10 protein-coding genes and 2 pseudogenes are annotated in these 16,528 nt (G+C 71.3%); 9 read left to right on the forward strand and 3 right to left on the reverse strand.

The genetic code is table 11. The features are described 5' to 3' along the window. Positions 1–33: 33 nt before the first annotated feature. The 4 genes from H305_RS0108300 to H305_RS0108315 all read left to right on the forward strand — a co-directional run bounded on the left by H305_RS0108300 (position 34) and on the right by H305_RS0108315 (position 7,042). Positions 34–1,020 (forward strand): hypothetical protein, encoded by a 987-nt coding sequence (locus H305_RS0108300; protein WP_028799989.1) that lies wholly within the window; start codon positions 34–36, stop codon positions 1,018–1,020. Between the two features lie 148 nt (positions 1,021–1,168). Further along, complete coding sequence (locus H305_RS0108305) at positions 1,169–3,052, forward strand: HSP90 family protein (protein ID WP_028799990.1); 1,884 nt, start codon at positions 1,169–1,171, stop codon at positions 3,050–3,052. Positions 3,053–3,054: 2 nt separating this feature from the next. Further along, a complete protein-coding gene (locus H305_RS0108310; RefSeq protein ID WP_028799991.1) occupies positions 3,055–5,991 on the forward strand; it encodes a hypothetical protein in 2,937 nt (978 codons plus the stop codon). 280 nt (positions 5,992–6,271) lie between these two features. After that, complete coding sequence (locus H305_RS0108315) at positions 6,272–7,042, forward strand: SDR family NAD(P)-dependent oxidoreductase (RefSeq protein ID WP_028799992.1); 771 nt, start codon at positions 6,272–6,274, stop codon at positions 7,040–7,042. A 62-nt stretch (positions 7,043–7,104) separates the two neighbouring features. Here H305_RS0108315 and H305_RS0108320 read toward each other — a convergent pair whose 3' ends face one another. Next, a complete protein-coding gene (locus H305_RS0108320; RefSeq protein WP_028799993.1) occupies positions 7,105–8,238 on the reverse strand; it encodes a hypothetical protein in 1,134 nt (377 codons plus the stop codon). Positions 8,239–8,594: 356 nt separating this feature from the next. Between H305_RS0108320 and secY the strand changes: the two genes are divergently transcribed. Then, on the forward strand, positions 8,595–9,905 hold the full coding sequence (secY, locus tag H305_RS0108325; protein WP_028799994.1) for a preprotein translocase subunit SecY: 1,311 nt from the start codon (positions 8,595–8,597) through the stop codon (positions 9,903–9,905). Between the two features lie 47 nt (positions 9,906–9,952). Here the strand turns inward: secY and H305_RS0108330 are convergent, their stop codons facing one another. Continuing rightward, complete coding sequence (locus H305_RS0108330; protein ID WP_028799995.1) at positions 9,953–10,543, reverse strand: TetR/AcrR family transcriptional regulator; 591 nt, start codon at positions 10,541–10,543, stop codon at positions 9,953–9,955. A 140-nt stretch (positions 10,544–10,683) separates the two neighbouring features. Between H305_RS0108330 and H305_RS0108335 the strand changes: the two genes are divergently transcribed. The 3 genes from H305_RS0108335 to H305_RS0108345 all read left to right on the forward strand — a co-directional run bounded on the left by H305_RS0108335 (position 10,684) and on the right by H305_RS0108345 (position 13,445). Further along, a complete protein-coding gene (locus tag H305_RS0108335; RefSeq protein WP_028799996.1) occupies positions 10,684–11,313 on the forward strand; it encodes an isochorismatase family cysteine hydrolase in 630 nt (209 codons plus the stop codon). After that, the gene (locus H305_RS0108340; RefSeq protein ID WP_028799997.1) at positions 11,310–12,890 is read left to right on the forward strand and encodes an aldehyde dehydrogenase (NADP(+)); all 1,581 of its coding nucleotides are present in this window, start codon (positions 11,310–11,312) and stop codon (positions 12,888–12,890) included. Before H305_RS0108335 ends, H305_RS0108340 begins: the two co-directional genes overlap by 4 nt. A 69-nt stretch (positions 12,891–12,959) precedes the next feature. After that, a complete protein-coding gene (locus H305_RS0108345) occupies positions 12,960–13,445 on the forward strand; it encodes a lipocalin-like domain-containing protein (RefSeq protein ID WP_051370448.1) in 486 nt (161 codons plus the stop codon). Positions 13,446–13,633: 188 nt separating this feature from the next. On the opposite strand, the pseudogene H305_RS44975 reads toward H305_RS0108345, so the two are convergent. Then, a pseudogene (locus H305_RS44975) lies at positions 13,634–14,768 on the reverse strand (winged helix DNA-binding domain-containing protein). 224 nt (positions 14,769–14,992) lie between these two features. Between H305_RS44975 and H305_RS44980 the strand changes: the two are divergent. Next, positions 14,993–16,482 (forward strand): annotated as a pseudogene (locus H305_RS44980) (FG-GAP repeat protein). Positions 16,483–16,528: the final 46 nt, after the last annotated feature.

Genomic DNA, 16,528 nt, shown 5'->3' on the forward strand with positions numbered 1-16,528 from the left:
CGAAGATCACGCGGGACCTGGGGAGGGCGCTGCATGTTGGGCAAGCTGTTCGGCAAGGGTGGGGAGAGACCGGAGGCGGATCCGCACGCCCTTCCCGTCCCGCGCAGGCAGAAAGGCGGCATGTACGCGTTGCGCGCGCTCGGCGACAGGCGGGTGCTGACGCTGGTGGAGGCGGCGGACGCCGGTGACTGGGAAGCGGTCAAGTCGGCGCTGGCCCCCTTCGACCTCGGGCGCGATCACCAAGTCCTCGGTGAACTGGCCGACTTGGACGGTGTGCAGGACTGGATCGGCCGGGCCGTCGAGGAGGACAAGGAACATCGCGCGACGGCCCTGTTGATATCCGGGACGCGCCACATCAGCTGGGGCTGGGAGGCGCGCACCTCCGCTCGTGCCGTGAACGTCTCGCAGGAGCAGTGGCGGGTCTTCCACGAGCGGCTCCGGATCGCCGAGGAACAACTCCTCGAGGCCGCAGAGCTGCAGCCGGAATGGGTCACACCATGGAGCCGCCTGCTGACCTCCGGGCGCGGTATGTCGCTGGGCCCGGTCGTCAACGAGACCCGGCTCGACGCCGCGCTGCGCCGCGACCCGCTGGACCTGGAGACCCATGTCGAGTGGGTGTCGCAGTTGCAGCCCCGCTGGAGCGGCGAGCCCGGTCAGGCCCTGGCGTTCGCCCGCGACGCGTTCGCCCGTGCCCCGCTGGGGCATCGCCTCGGCTGCGTCATCGCCATGGCGCACATAGAGGACTGGGTCGAGTCGGATCGCGGGGACTGCCTGGAAACCCCCGAGATCCAGGCCGAGTTGCGCGACGCGGCCGACCGCAGCATCCTCCACCCCTCCTACGTACGTCGGCCGGGCTGGCAGCACGACTTCAACATGTTCGCCATGGCCCTGGCGCTGGCCGCAGAGCGTCACACCATCCGGCGTGTCTTCCTGACCCTCGACGGCGCATACACCAAGTGGCCCTGGACCTACTTCGCGGAGCCCGAGAAGCAGTTCGCGCGTCACCACCGGCGCGCCTGAGAGCTCGCCGCCCCGGTTCCGCCCGTCACCACCGGCGCGGCTGAGAGTTCGCCGCCCGGGTTCCGCCCGTCACCACCACCGCCGCGCCTGATGACCGCTCGCCGCGTCGGTCCCGCCCGTCCCCTCGTCGCCCTCCCAGGACTGTCCGATGACTCTGCCCGACACCGCCGCGAACCCGGCCGGCGCCGACCGCACCTTCCAAGTGGATCTGCGCGGCCTCGTCGATCTGCTCTCCCACCACCTCTACTCCAGCCCCCGCGTCTACCTGCGCGAACTCCTGCAGAACGCGGTGGACGCGCTGACCGCCCGGCACGGCCTCGAACCGGCCGCCCCCGCCGACGACTACGGCATCCGCCTGTATGCCGACGGCTCGGTGGTACGTGTCGAGGACGACGGCGTCGGCCTCACCGAGGCCGACGTGCACACCTTCCTCGCCACGATCGGCCGCAGCAGCAAGCGCGCCACGGGGGGCACCGCGGACGAGCCCATTCGAGGCTGGGGGAAGATCGTCGAACAACGCGGCGACTTCATCGGCCAGTTCGGTATCGGCCTGCTCTCCTGCTTCCTGGTCGCGGACGAGATCCACGTCCTGAGCCGCTCCGCCCGCACACCCGACGCACCCGCCGTGGAGTGGCGCGGTCGCGGCGACGGAAGCTACACCGTCCGCACCCTGCCCGCCTCCGCCCGCCCCCGCCCCGGCACCACCGTCACACTCACCCCGAGGGCCGACGCGGGGGAGTGGACCCGGCCGGCGCAGGTGCACGCGCTGGCCCGGCACTTCGGCTCCCTGCTGCGCCACCCGGTGACCTTCGACGACGGCACGGGCGGTCCGGGCGCGTCCGTCAACCCCGAGCCGGCGCCTTGGACCCGTACGTACGCCACGCCGGGAGCCCGCTCCCGGGCCCTGGCCGCGTACGGCGAGGACGTCTTCGGGTTCACACCGCTCGACACCATCGAGCTGGACCTCCCGGCGGTCGGCCTGAAGGGCATCGCGTGCGTGCTGCCCGAGGCGGTACCGGCCGGGCGCCGCCACGGCCACCGCGTGCACGTCAAGGGCATGCTGCTGTCCGAGCAGGCCGAGGAGATCCTCCCCGAGTGGGCGTTCTTCGTCCGCTGCGTCGTCGACGCCGAGAGCCTGCGTCCGACGGCGTCCCGCGAGTCCCTGTACGAGGACGACACGCTCGCCGCCGTCCGCGACGCCCTCGCCGAGCGTCTGCGCGCGTGGATCGCCCGGGCCGCCGCCAGCGACCCGGAGCTGCTCGCCCGCTTCCTTCAGGTCCACCACCTGGCCGTGAAGTCGCTCGCGGTGCACGACGACGAGATCCTGCGGATGCTGCTGCCCTGGCTGCCGTTCGAGACCACCGACGGGCACGCCACCCTCGACGAGTTCGCGCGCACCCACCGCACCGTGCTCGTGACATCGAGCGTGGAGGAGTTCCGGCAGGTCGCCGCGATCGCCTCGGCCGCCGGTCTCGGCGTCGTCAACGGCGGCTACACCTACGACCGCGAACTGGTCCACCGGCTCCCCGAGATCAGGCCCGAGAACAACGTCGCCGACCTCGACCCGGCGACCCTCACCGCCCATCTCGACCCGGTCGACCGGGAGACGGAACTGGCCGCCACGGCCTATCTCGCCCTGGCCCGCGACGCCCTCGCCGTCTTCGACTGCGACGTCGCGCTCCGATCCTTCCAGCCCGCGTCCGCGCCCGCACTCCTCGTCGACAGCCGCGAGGCCCGGCACGAGCGCACCCGCTCTCAGCTCGCCCGCGAGCAGGAGGGCGGCCTGTGGGGCGACATCCTCGGCGCACTGCGCCAGGAAGCCCCCCGCGCCCAACTGATCCTCAATCAGCTCAACCCGCTGGTCCGCACCGCCGTGACCATCGACGAGCCCGAACTGGCCCGCACCAGCGCCGAAGCCCTCTACGGGCAGGCCGTGATGCTGTCCCGGCGCCCGCTGCGGCCCGCCGAATCGAGCCTCATCAACCGCTCCTTCCTCGACCTCCTCGCCCACGCCCTCCGCAAGGACATCTGACGATGCCGACCGCACCCCAGACCACCGACGAGCTCTTCCAGGCCCTGAGCGAGAACGACCGTCGCCCCTACGGGCGCACCCGCACCGTCACTGCCGAGGAACTCGTCGACGCCGCCGAACAGTTCGGGGAGCCGGAGCCGCTCGCGTACGCGCTCCTGGAGCTCCAGGAGGCCTACACCTACGGAGCCGAACCCCGGAAGTCGCCCGTCGTCTTCGCACGGTTGCTGAATCTCTTCGACGAGCAGCCCGACGTCTTCGACGAGCGCCTGCGGCACATGCTGTTCTGGCGGTTCAAATGGGTGGCCAACGCCCTGCGGGCCCTGCCGGAGGTGCCGCTGGCCAGCCTGCGCCAGTGGCAGACCGAGATGCGCGACCGGTACGTGAAGGCCGGCCTCGACCTCCAGCCGTACTACGGCCAGGCGTACCAACTGGCCGCCCACGTCGGTGAGGACACCGCCCTCGCGTACGAACTGTGGGCCGGTCGCAGCCGCAGCCGGCTCAGCGACTGCGAGGCCTGCGAGATCTGCGAGCGCGCCCTGCACCACCTCGCCGCGGGCGACGACGAACGGGCGCTGCGCACATGGGAGCCCGTCCTCGCCGGGAAGGACTCCTGCCAGGAGGAGCCCGCCCGCTCCATCTCGTACGCGCTGCTTCCGCTGCTGCGCACGGGCGGCGCCGACAAGGCCCGGGAACTGCATCTCGCCGGGTACCGCGCCTGCCGCCGCAACCCCTCGATGGCCGGAGAGGTCGGCCGGCACCTGGAGTTCTGCGCGCTGACCGGCAACGAGGCGCGCGGTCTGGAACTGCTCTCCGAGAACCGCAACCTGTTCGACGAAGTGGACTCGCCGCAGGGCCAGTTCGACTTCCTCACCGGCGCGGAGGTCCTCCTCCGGCGTGTGGAACTGCTCGGCCACGGCGAACTGCCCGCTGCCGGTTACGCGGGGCGCACGTGGACGGTGGCGAGCCTGCGCGCCGAGGTACGCGGCCGTGCCGACGACCTCGCCGCCCGCTTCGACGCCCGCAACGGAACCACGGCTCACACCGAACGCCGCGGGGCGCGCCTCGACCGTGCCCCGCTCCTGGACGCCCTCGAACTGACCCTGCGCACGCGCAGTCTCGACGAGGTGGGCCCGGCCGCCGTCCCGGTCGCCGTGCCGGCCGCTCGCCGGGCCGCCACCGTCCCCGAGTCGCTGCCCGAACTCATCTTCCAGGCAAGGGAGTTGGACGAGCAAGGGCATCCGGACGCGCAGGCCTGCTGGGCGCGGCTGCACACGCTCGTCGCGGCCCGCGACTACATCCATCCCGACGACCCGGCCGTGGGTCCGCTGGTACAACTGCGCGCGGATCTGCTGGCCGACGAGGCGGGCCGGGCGGGCGAGAAGGACGAGTTCGCCGACGCCGCCGCCCTCTACGAGGAGGCCGCGGGCCTGTACGACGACGCGGGAGCGCCCGGGCGCGCCGCGCTCGCCCGGGCCGGCGCCCTGCTCGCCGCCGCCGGCATTCCCGCCGAGGACGGCGACGCAGCCGAGGCGAAGACCGCCGCGCTGAGCGCCGCTCACGCGTCCATGGTCCGCCTGCACGAGGAGACACCCGGTCTCACCTCGTACCAGGAGGCCCGCCTGCTGCGGCTGCGGGCGACCGTCCTCGGCCTGCGCCTTCAGGCGTCCCGGAGCGAGGAGCACATCGCGCCGGTCTTCGCCGAGGTGGACCTGCTGCACGACTTCGCGAGCCGGCACGCCGTCGTCCCGCAGATCTCCGGCGCCCGACTCCTGCGGGCCAGCACGCACGCCCTCTCCGGCGAACTGCCCACCGCGGTCACCGAGATCGACAGCCTCCTCGACGATCTCAAGGCGCATGGACCCGCCTGGCACCTGCCCCGCACACTGGGACTGCGTGGCCGGTTCCAGCTCGGTCTCCAGGACGCGCAGGCCGCTCACGCGGACCTCGCCGAGGCCGTTCGACTGGCCGCCGACTGGCCGGCCGACGCGGTGGACACCGCCCGCCTCCACGGTGATCTCGCCGAGGCCTGCATGCACCTGGGCCGCCCCGACGAGGCACTGCGGCACCTGACGCGCTCGGCGGAACTGGACCTTCGCCGAGGCAGCCGGACGGACGCGTTCTGCACCTACAGCAACGCGGCCCAGCTCAGCCTGGATCTGGGCCGTGTCGAGGACTGCATCGCTCTGCTCGACTCCGTCCTGGTCGAACCGGACGTCGCCGCCGGAGAACTGGACGACCGTCTCGTCGCCCAGCTGCGCCTGACGCGCGCCCGCGCGCTGCACACGGGAGACGACCTCAAGGCCGCCACGGCGGAACTCGTCGTCCTCGCCGCCGAGTCGGCCGGCTGGGACGACGACCCGGGGAGCCACGCCATGATCGCCGCGGAGACGGCCGTACTCCTCGGCAAGTCCGGCGAGTTCGAGCGGGCCCGCGAGGCCGCGGGCCAGGCACTCGCCGCCCACGCCCGGGCCCCGCGCTACGAGCAGCTGAGCAACTGTCTGCGTGAACTCGCCCGTCTCCAGGCTCAGCAGCAGGGGCCCGACGGCCTCGCCGAGGCCCTCGCCCAGCTCGCCGACGCCGGTCGGATCGCCGACGAGGCCCGCGCCGCCGAGTACGAGGCGCACGGCCGTTCCCTGGACACGGCCCTGGCGTACGAACACGGGCGGGTCTATGCCTACGCCGGCGAGTACGAGGACTCCCTGGCCGCACTGGAGAAGACCTTCGCCCTGCTCGGTGAACCGGGACCGGACCAGGACCACGCAGAGGAGTGGGCCGAGTGTGTCCGCTTCGCGGGTGCCGTGGAGGGCCTCTACCTGAAGCGGCCCGCCCCGGCCCTCACCCGCCTCGACACGGCCGTCGCCCGACTCACCGGCCTGGGCCACACCGAGGCGACCGAGCCGCTGACCTCCTTGGCGGCCAGGCTGCGCGACGAGAAGTGATGCGGCACTACCGGTGTCGGCGCGCCGAATCGGGCCGGCACCGGGGTGCCCGGTTGGAGACACGGGTGCAGGAGCCGCCCTGCGGCTCGGCCTCGGCGAACTTCCAGTTGTCACATGTGGCAGGGCTGCCCTGTCAATGGTGCGTGAGCGGGCCGGCGCGGTCTGGACGAGTGCCGAGACCGGGGTGAAGTCCGGCCCGGCGTCGGCAGGCGGGCAGCGGAGACGGTCGTCTCTGCGTCACAGGCCCGCTCCGCTCCACGCGACGACCGGAAGGAAGAACATGTCCGACTCCAGCTTCTCCCCGCTGCCCTTCGCAGACCGTGTCGCCGTCGTCACCGGCGCAGGATCCGGAATCGGCCGGGCGACGGCGGTGGCCCTGGCCGAAGCGGGGGCGCACGTTCTGGGCGTGGGCCGCCGCAAGGACGCCCTCGAAGAGACCGCCGGGAAGCATCCCGGTATCGAGATCCTTCCCCTCGACATCTGCGGGGACGGCGCCGCCGGCACGGTGGTCAGTACCGCCGTGGAGCGGTGGGGCCGACTGCACCTGCTGGTGAACAACGCCGGTGCCGCCGCCATCATGCCTCTGGCAGAGACCGATCGCGCGGTGATCGGCAACCTGTGCGAGCTGAACGTGACGGCGCCCAGCCTGCTCGCCCACGCGGCCCTGCCGTACCTGCGCGAGACCTCCGGCTCCATCGTGAACGTGTCCAGCACCTACGGCCACCGCCCTCTTGCGGGCGCAGCGCACTACGCCGCCACCAAGAGCGCCCTGGAACAGCTGACCCGAAGCTGGGCGCTCGAACTCGCCGGTGAAGGGGTCCGGGTGAACGCCATCGCCCCTGGGCCCACCGAGACCGACGTCCTGGCGGCAGCGGGACTGTCCGATGGGGCCATCACGGAGCTGCGTGCCGCTGAGCGCGGGCAGATCCCCACGGGCCGCCTGGGCGACCCCGCGGACGTCGCCACGTGGATCCTGCGCCTTGCTGATCCCCGGGCATCCCAGGTCACGGGGCAGGTGCTGACGATCGACGGTGGCCTGGAACTGACCTGATCGATTCCCTACACGCACGGGTCGGCGAAGGCGTCAGTGTTCGCAATGCACCCGTCGCGCAGCTAACCGCGCTGCTCGTAGCGCCGCCACTCGCGTCCGCCGTCGTGAGAGGTCCACAGCCCTTCGCCTGTCACCAGGTCGTACGTCGCCGTCGTGGCGTCCGCGATGCCGTAGAGCGTAGTGCCGTCGACGGTGAGCGAGGTGAATTTCGCCGGTGTCCTCAGCTCGTGGAAGGCGCGGTCGGTGCGGTCGTCGGCGAGCCAGTGGCGGCCGCCTTCTTCGCCGACGAGGAGTCGCCCGTCCGCGAGCACCTCCAGGATCAGTGACTCCGGGCCACGCTTCAGCTCCCTCCAGGGAACGCCGCCGTCGAGAACCGTCCGCCAGTGCCCGCCGCCGTCCGTCGTCACCAACAGGCCGTGCACACCGTCGTCCCGGGTGAGGGACAGCGCGGCGGCGCCACCGCGCGCGGCGAGGACACCCCCGGCGTACGGCTCAGGGACGGCCGTAGAACCAAGGGTGCGGCCGTCGCGCTGCCGTACGACACGGTCCGGGCCGCCGGTCAGTGGCTGGTCCAGACTCCAGGCCGTGCCTCGCTCGTCGACGGCGAGGCGGACGGCGTCGTCCGGCAGCCGGGCCGGGGGCGCGACTGTGTGTGTGGCGGGGCGGTAGACGAGAGCCGGTTCCCGCTCGGCGAGCAGGATGTCGCCGGGGCGGGTGCGCAACGGAGTCTCGCTCCCGGTGACCTTGCGCCGCTTGCCGCTCACGTCGAGGGCGTACGCACCCTCGGCCCCCTCCCGCGGCACCCGCACGAAGCCCCCGGGCACCCCCTTGAACGTGACCGGCACCGCCTCCGCGTCCCCGTGTTCCGCGTGCTCGGCGACCGTACGGCCGTCGGGACCGACGATGCGCCAGGCGGTGGCGGCCGGTCCCTCGTCGTCCTCGACATTACCGGCGTCGTACGTCAGGAGCAGCGACCCGTCGTCGGCGCGGACCACGCCGGTGGGTGCGCCGGCCGCCTCGATGACGTCGGCGGGGCGTGGGTGAGGATCTTCGATGACGCGCTGGTACCTCGCCTCGCGGTCCCCGGAGGCGCCGTCGTCGGAGCCGCCCCGGTCGCACGCGCTGAGCGTCAGCGCCGCACTCGCCGCGGCGACGAGCCCGACCGACCACTGTCCGCGTTTCCTAAGCCACGCCATGGGCCACATCCTCACACGGGGCGGGGGAGCGCTTCGGCGCGGATCAGGCCCACGCGCACACCGCCCGGGTTCCTGCCTCCCACACACTGGCGGCGGTGCATCCGGGCGCCGTCGCAGGTTTCGTCGAGCAGCGGCTCCGGAAGCAGGCGGCCGCAGGTCTTCTGCGCACCTCGGCGGCGCAGGACGGCCCGGCCGTGCCTCGTCCGGTTGCTGAGTTGATCGGGCCATTCAAAAATGGTGCTCGTCGCAGCGCTTCTGCGACCCCATGTCACCCTAGCCCGCACGCCGTTTCCGTACGCCCTTCACAAGAGCGTTTCCGCGCCTCCGCCTACCTGCGCGGGGCGAAGGAGGAACCGTTGTCCAGCGCGTTGATCCAGGTGTTCAGAACACCCGACCTGCGGAAAAAGCTGGCCTTCACGCTGGGTGTCATCGTGCTGTACCGCATCGGCTCCCACGTTCCCGTGCCGGGGATCTCCTACAAGAACGTCCAGAGCTGTGTGAACGCGGCGGCCTCGGGTAGCGGCGGCCTGCTGGGCCTGGTGAACATGTTCAGCGGTGGGGCGCTTCTGCAGATCACGGTCTTCGCCCTGGGGATCCTGCCCTACATCACCGCCAGCATCATCCTGCAGTTGCTGACCGCGGTCATTCCGAGGCTGGAGTCGCTGAAGAAGGAGGGTGCGGCCGGGCAGGGGAAGATCACCCAGTACACCCGCTATCTGACGGTCGCCCTCGCCGTCCTGCAGGGCACCGGCCTCGTCGCCACCGCCCGTAGTGGTGCGTTGTTCCCCGGCTGCCCGACGGCGGGGAGCATCGTGCCGGACACCTCCATCCTCACGACCGTGGTCATGGTCCTCACGATCACGGCGGGCACGGCCTGCGTGATGTGGATGGGCGAGCTGGTCTCCGAGCGGGGGGTCGGCAACGGCATGTCGCTGCTCATCTTCATCTCGATCGCCTCCACTCTCCCGGCGGCGCTGTGGGCCGTGAAACAGCAGGGCGAGATCGCGGACGGGTGGCTCGGTTTCGGCGCGGTCGTCCTCGTGGGTCTCGCCATGGTCGGCCTGGTCGTCTTCGTGGAGCAGGCCCAGCGTCGTGTCCCGGTCCAGTACGCGAAGCGGATGGTGGGCCGCAAGTCCTACGGCGGAACGGCGACCTACATCCCCCTGAAGGTGAACCAGGCCGGCGTGGTCCCCGTCATCTTCGCCTCGTCCATCCTGTATGTCCCCGCCCTGATCGCCCAGTTCTCGCACTCGACCTCGGGCTGGGCGATGTGGATCACACGCAACTTCGTCAAGGGGGACCATCCGTACTACGTGGCCGCGTACTTCCTGTTGATCGTGTTCTTCGCCTTCTTCTATGTGGCGATCACTTTCAATCCCGAGGAAGTGGCGGGGAACATCAAACAGGCCGGCGGGTTCATTCCGGGTATCAGGGCCGGCCGGCCCACGGCCGAGTACCTCAGCTATGTGCTCAACCGGCTGACCTGGCCCGGGTCGCTGTATCTGGGACTCATCGCGCTCGTGCCGACCGTGGCGTTCGCCAGTTTCGGCGGCGCCAATCAGCTCACCGGCACGAGCCTTCTGATCATCGTGAGCGTCGGCCTGGAGACGGTCAAGCAGATCAACAGCCAGGTCGAGCAGCACAGATACGAGGGCTTCCTGCGCTGACGGCCCACCGCCTGCACAGCTCGACCGAGCGTTTCCGCGGGCGTGCGTCAGGCGCGGCCGGACGAGGTCTGTGACCCCTGCTGCTTCAGTCGCTCCGCGACCGTCTCCAGCAGTTCGTCGGAGAAGGCCTTGTCGGCCACCGCCCGGGACATGAGCACGGCGCCGACCAGGGCGCTGAGGGTGAGCATCGCCTCGGCCCGGGCGTCCTCGGCGTCGTCGTCCAAGCCGGCGATGAGGTCCAGGTATGTGCCCACCTGCTGTTCGTAGGCCTCCTTGAAGTGCTGGTCGCCGCGGCCCGCGGAGGCGCCGAGGGAGACGAGCGCGCAGCCGGTGGCGGGCGCGTCCCGGTGCTGCTTGGCGAGGTAGGCGTCGATGAGTCCCGCTCGCGCGTCCTGATCGTTCTTGCGTGCGGCGCGCTCCATCTTCGCGGTGCCCTCGGTCAGGGCGACGGCGGCTGCCTGGGCCACGAGGTCGTCGCGAGAGTCGAAGTGCTTGTAGAAGCCGCCGTGCGTCAGTCCGGCCTCGTTCATGAGGTCCGCGACGCCGGGACGGCTGACCCCTTCGGCGCGGATCCTGCGTGACGCGAGGCGCAGGACCCGTGCGCGTGTCGCCGCCTTCTCCGCCTGCGAGTGGCCCATGTCCGTCCTGCCTTCCGTAGGGCGGCGGGGTCGGCTCGCCCCGCATCTGGATGATGAAAATCATACACCTTTGACTTTCTGGATGCCGGACGTAATCTTCTTTCTGGATGACGAGAAACATCCAGATTGGAGCGGGAACCGTGTCTCAGACCTATGACCCCGACCGTACGGCCGTCCTGCTGGTCGACCCCTTCAACGACTTCCTGTCCGCGGGCGGCAAGATCTGGCCGCGCCTGGAACCCGTCGCGGAGGAGGTCGGACTGCTCGCACACCTGCGCTCCGTCGTCGCCTCCGCCCGCGAGACCGGCATACGTGTGATGTTCGTGCCGCACCGCCGCTGGGAGCCGGGTGACTACGAGACGTGGGATCACCCCAACCCCACCCAGCTCGCGATCATGGAGCGCCACAGCTTCGCCCGCGGGACCTGGGGCGGCGAGTTCCACGCCGACTTCCAGCCGCAGCCGGGCGACGTCGTCGTCCAGGAGCACTGGGCGCAGAGCGGCTTCGCCAACACCGACCTCGACTTCCAGCTCAAGCAGCACGGGATCACCCATGTCGTGATCGTCGGCCTGCTGGCGAACACCTGTATCGAGTCCACCGGCCGATTCGCCATGGAACTCGGCTACCACGTGACCCTGGTGCGCGACGCCACCGCGGCGTTCCTCCCCGCGATGATGCACGCCGCGCACGAGCTCAACGGACCCACCTACGCCCACGCCATCACCACCACGGACGAACTCACCACCGCATTCGAGGGAGCGCGCGCATGACACTGACCGGAGACCTGCTGATCGGAGCGGCACAGGTGCCCGCCACCACGGGGACCATGAAGGCCCTCAACCCCGCCACCGGCGAACTCGTCGAACCCGAGTTCGCCTTCGGGGGGCCGGCCGAGGTCGACCGCGCGGTCCGCCTGGCCGACGATGCCTTCGACAGCTACAGCCACACCGGGCCGGCCCGGCGGGCCGCGTTCCTCGACCTCGTCGCGGACAAGCTCGAGGCGGCCAAGGACGACCTCGCCGCACGCCTCGCCCTGGAAACCGGGCTGCCCGCCGCGCAGTTCGAGGGCGAGGCCATACGGACGGCCGGCGTCTTCCGCAAGTTCGCCACCGTCGTCCGCCAGGGACGTTACCTCCAGGCGACCATCGACCCGGCACAACCGGACCGGCAGCCCGCACCGCGCCAGGACCACCGGCTGCAGAAGGTGGCCCTCGGACCCGTGGTGATCTTCGGCGCGAGCAACTTCCCGATCTCCTACTCGGTCGCCGGCGGCGACACCGCCTCAGCCCTCGCCGCCGGATGCCCCGTCGTCGTCAAGGCGCACAACGCACACCCCGGTGCCTCCGAGATCGAGGGCCGCGTCATCCAGCAGGCCGTCGCCGAAGCTGGACTCCACGAAGGCGTCTTCTCCCTCGTCCGAGGCGCCGGCAACGAGATCGGTGAGGCACTCGTGGACCACCCACTGGTCCGGGCCGTCACCTTCACCGGCTCCGAGGCCGGCGGCATGGCCCTCTACCGGCGCGCCCAGCAACGCCCCGACCCCATCCCCGTGTTCACCGAGATGACCAGCGTCAATCCGACCTTCGTCCTGCCCGCCGCTCTGGCGGCCCGCGCCGCCGAGATCGGTGGTGGCCTGGCGCAGCGCGCCATGTACAACGTCGGACAGGCCTGTCTGAAGCCGGCCGTCCTCCTCGCCGTCGACGGCCCCGGCTTCGAGGAGCTGCGGGACGCGGCGCGCGCCGAGGTGGAGAAGGCCGCCGCACGCACCATGCTGACGCCCGGCATTCACGGCGCCTACGTCCGCAACGTGCAGCGCATGGACGAACACGGCGCCACCCGGATCGCCGCAGGCGCCCCGGCCCCGGACGACACGTGGGACGGCCAGTCCTTTCTCCACGAGGTCACAGGGGAGCAGCTGCTGGCCGAGCCCGCCCTGCGAGAGGAGGTCTTCGGCCCGGCCGTCCTGCTCGTGAAGCTGACCGGTACGGATCAACTCCTCGAAGTGGCCCGCGCGTTCCGCGGACAGCTGTCGGCCACGCTGCACGCCGAGGCCGCCGACCGTGCCGCCGCCGAGCAGCTCCTGCCGATCCTGGAGCGCCGCACCGGCCGGATCGTGTTCAACGCCTTCTCGATGCCGCAGGAGGTCTCCTACGCCTCCACCCACGGCGGCCCGTTCCCGGCCACGTCCGACAGCCGTTTCACCTCGGTGGGCATGGGCGCGATCGAGAGGTTCGTCCGTCCGGTCACCTACCAGAACTTCCCCGACGACCTGCTCCCCGAGCCGCTGCGCGAGGCCAACCCGCAGCAGCTGTGGCGAGTTGTCGACGGCGAGCTCACCCGGAACTGACCTGTCGTCACGGGCCTCGCCCGTCCGAGCGAGGCCCGGCCACTCATGTGCAACGAAAGGAACCCTGTCATGACCATCGAGGACCAGGCCGGCGAGGAGAACGAACGCGAGGCACGGGAAGAGGTGCGCAGGAAACTGCTCGGCGCATGGCAACTCGTGTCCTACACCGCCACGAGCGCCGACGGCGACGTCGTACAGCCCCTGGGACCCACCCCGTACGGTCTGATCCTCTACACACCTGAGGGATACATGTCCGCCCAACTGGGCCGCGGCGACCGCCCACCCCTGGAGTCGGCACGTCTCGAGGACGCGGCGACGGATGAACTGGCCCGGGCGGCGATCGGATACGTCGCCTACGGCGGACCGTTCGAAGTCACCGGCCCCGGCACCGTGGAGCACCACGTCACCACCAGCCTCTTCCCGAACTGGATCGGACGGACCCAGGCGCGCACGGTGACGTTCGACGGACCCCTCCTCCGACTGGGCCTCGCCACGCCCACGCGACTGTGGGGCGCGGAGCGCACGGCCGAACTCACCTGGAGCAGACCGGCCTGACCTCAGGTGCCCGGCCTGCGTGATCACTCGGGTCAGGAGTCGCGGCCGATGCCGTCGCGGTCGAGGTGGGGGCGCAGTCGGTCACCACCGTGGATGGGAGCGGCTCCGGCGGCGCGGGCTTCACCGCGGGCCGACCCGTTCGCTGCTCGCGGAGCGTGTGCCGCCGACGTCCGCGCGCAGGCCGTCGTTCACAGCAGTCGCGTCTCGGCCTCGGGGAGTTTCGACCACCAGTGGTGGTAGCGGCTGTAGACCGCCGTTTCGCGTTCGCCGAGGAATTTCGTCAAGGACTCGGCCTCCGCGGCGAGCCCGTCCCAGACGGCGGGGGACAGGGGACGGAAGGCGGAGGCCTCGATGCCGCCGCCCAACGGGCGCCACACACCAGCGACTTGGCCATCCACCAGCAGAGTGGGCAGTACGTCGCCGTTTCGGCGGATCACCAGGGAGCGGTACGCAGGGGGTATCACCCGGCTGCGGTCGGCGTAGGCCAGCAGAACGCTGTCCCACATCGCCATGAGCCGGGGCGGGGCGGGGGTCTCGGCGGGCGGCCTGGAGGCATCCGGAAGGTCGAACAGCGTGCCGCCGTCCGGCCCTTGGAGTTGCTCGACGGCTTCGTCCAAGGTCCGCAGCGCCTCGCGGACGGCCGCCCGTTGGACCATGGCGAACTGCGCGACGTCGGCCACCGACGCGGGCCCGAACCCCTCCAGGTAGCGCAGGATCAGGGTCTCCAGCGCGTGCGCCGGCATCGCCCGTCCGGTGAGGGCGGGTCCCCTGCCCGCCGCGACGAAGGACGGCCGGTGACCGAACGACCACAGCGCATCCGTCGGGGCATGATGCATCGGTGCGTACGCCTTCATCCCCCACCACGCCCCCTCCTTCTTCTCTGCACCGAGCCGCTTCTCGACCCACGCCTGCATCTCGGCCGAGGTGCGCGGCCTGTCGGCAAAAGCCAGCAGCTCCGGCACCAACTCGTCGGCGTCCGCCGGGGTCAGCCCCGCGGCGGCGAAGCGGGAGCCGAGCCGGGAGGCGTACAGGGTGGGCCTGCATCGCAGCGCGGAAGGCCGGGTAGTCATCGGCGTGCACGGCATGCAGAGTGATGCGCATCAGGGTCGATTTGACCACCGAACGCCCGGTGAAGGCGGCATCGAGGTCGGCGGCAGCGAATCTGCTGAGCCGGTTCCACAGTGCGAGGTAGGGCGAGGCAGGGTGCTGCGCCTGGAGCGCGACGACGCGCCGTACACCGTCGCCGACGGTCAGCGGCTCACGTTCGAGCAGCAGTTGGCGGCTGAGGGTCGCTCGGTTGAGTTCGCGCGCGCTGATCGTCACAGGGCAGATTCTGCCCCACGCCGCGCCCCCGGCTCCCGTGCTCCAGGAGACCGCCGCGCGCCATGGTCGTGCGGCGCCGCGGCAGATGTCAGCGCGGGTGCCGCTGCGTTGCTCGACGCAAGGCTCGAACGGTACCTGACCCGGGGGTGGTTACGCCTGTTGCCTGCTCTCGCAGGTCCAACCCGTCGCAGGCAACACATGAGCGACCTCAGGCAAGACGCACCATGACGCAGAGGCACTCCGCGGTCGTCGCCGCCGCTTCCTTCCTGATACTGACCGGCACGGCCATCGCCGCGGCCCCCGGCGCAGTCGCGGGAACACCCGGCGGCACGCACGCTGTCGACCGCAACAGCGACTTCGACGGCGACGGCTACGACGACGTCCTGATCGGGGCGCCCACCGGCACCGAGGGCACCCGCGAGAACGCCGGCTACGTCACCGTCCAGTACGGGTCCGCGCGCGGCGCGGGGACCGCCACCGGCACACGCGAGGCGCGTACCGCCGTCTTCGGCCAGAACACCCCTGGCGTCCCAGGCACCGCGGAGGCCGGCGACGGCTTCGGCACCGCAGTGGCGACCGGCGACCTCGACGCCGACGGCTACGACGACGCGATCGTCGCCGCTCCGGGCGAGGACGTCGGCACGGTGAAGGACGCGGGCCGGGTGACCGCCCTGTTCGGCTCCCGGAACGGACTCAGCGCGACCCGGAGTGTCACCTTCGGAGCAGCCGTACCTCAGGCGGGCGCCGCGTTCGGGCTGGCCGTCGCAGCGGCACGGCTCACCGGAGCCACGCCCGGCGACGTGCTCGCCGTCGCCGACCGGCAGGGCGCGACCCTGTTCACCCGTGGCGCCGGAACTCTGAAGGAGACGGGCCGCCTCGACACCACCGGCGCCCCGGGAGGCGACAAGATCCAGCCGGCGTCGCTGACCACGGGCGACTACGACGACGACGGTTACGCCGAACTGGTCGTGTCCGGCCGCAGCCTGGAGGAGGACGGGACGGGACGCTCGGCCGTGTACACCGGCGGGGCCACGGGCTTGACCTACACGCGTGACCTGCCTGGCGGTCCGGCCGCCGCCTCCGGGGACATCAACCACGACGGGTACGACGACCTCGTGTCCGGCAGGCCCGACCGCCTCGAGGACGTCTACGAGCCGCTCACCGGAGGAACCGTCCTCGTGTACCTGGGAAGCGCCAGAGGGTTCGAGGACGTCGACGAACTCGGCACGCCTGCGCAGGTGTGGACCCAGTACACCGCCGGTGTGCCGGGCACCGCCGAACTCGCGACGGATTCGGCTCCGATGTGTCCCTGGCCGACGTCGACGGTGACGGCTACGCCGACCTGGCCGTCGGTACACCCGGCGAGGACGTCGGCACCGTGCGGGACGCAGGCGCTGTGGTGCTGCTCCGGGGGTCGGCCCGCGGACTGACCGCGACCGGTGCGGCATCCTTCCACCAGAACTCCGCGGGCGTACCTGGCACGGTGGAGAAGGGCGACCGCTTCGGCGGGCAGGTCAGGTTCGTGGACACGAACGGCGACGGCCGCTGCGAACTGCTGGCCGCGGCGCCCGGCGAGAACACCGCCGACGGGGTGGTCTGGCTCCTCCCCGCAGCGGCCACCGACATCGTGACGCACGGATCGTGGTCGTACAGCGGCGCTTCCCTGGCCGCGCCCGGCACCGACGCGCGCTTCGGCACGGCGATCGACGAATGAGCTGAACCGTCTCCGTACTGACCCGGTGTTCCGGCCGTGGCGGCCT

The sequence above is a fragment of the Streptomyces sp. 142MFCol3.1 genome, from assembly GCF_000424945.1.
Taxonomy (GTDB): Bacteria; Actinomycetota; Actinomycetes; order Streptomycetales; family Streptomycetaceae; genus Streptomyces; species Streptomyces siamensis.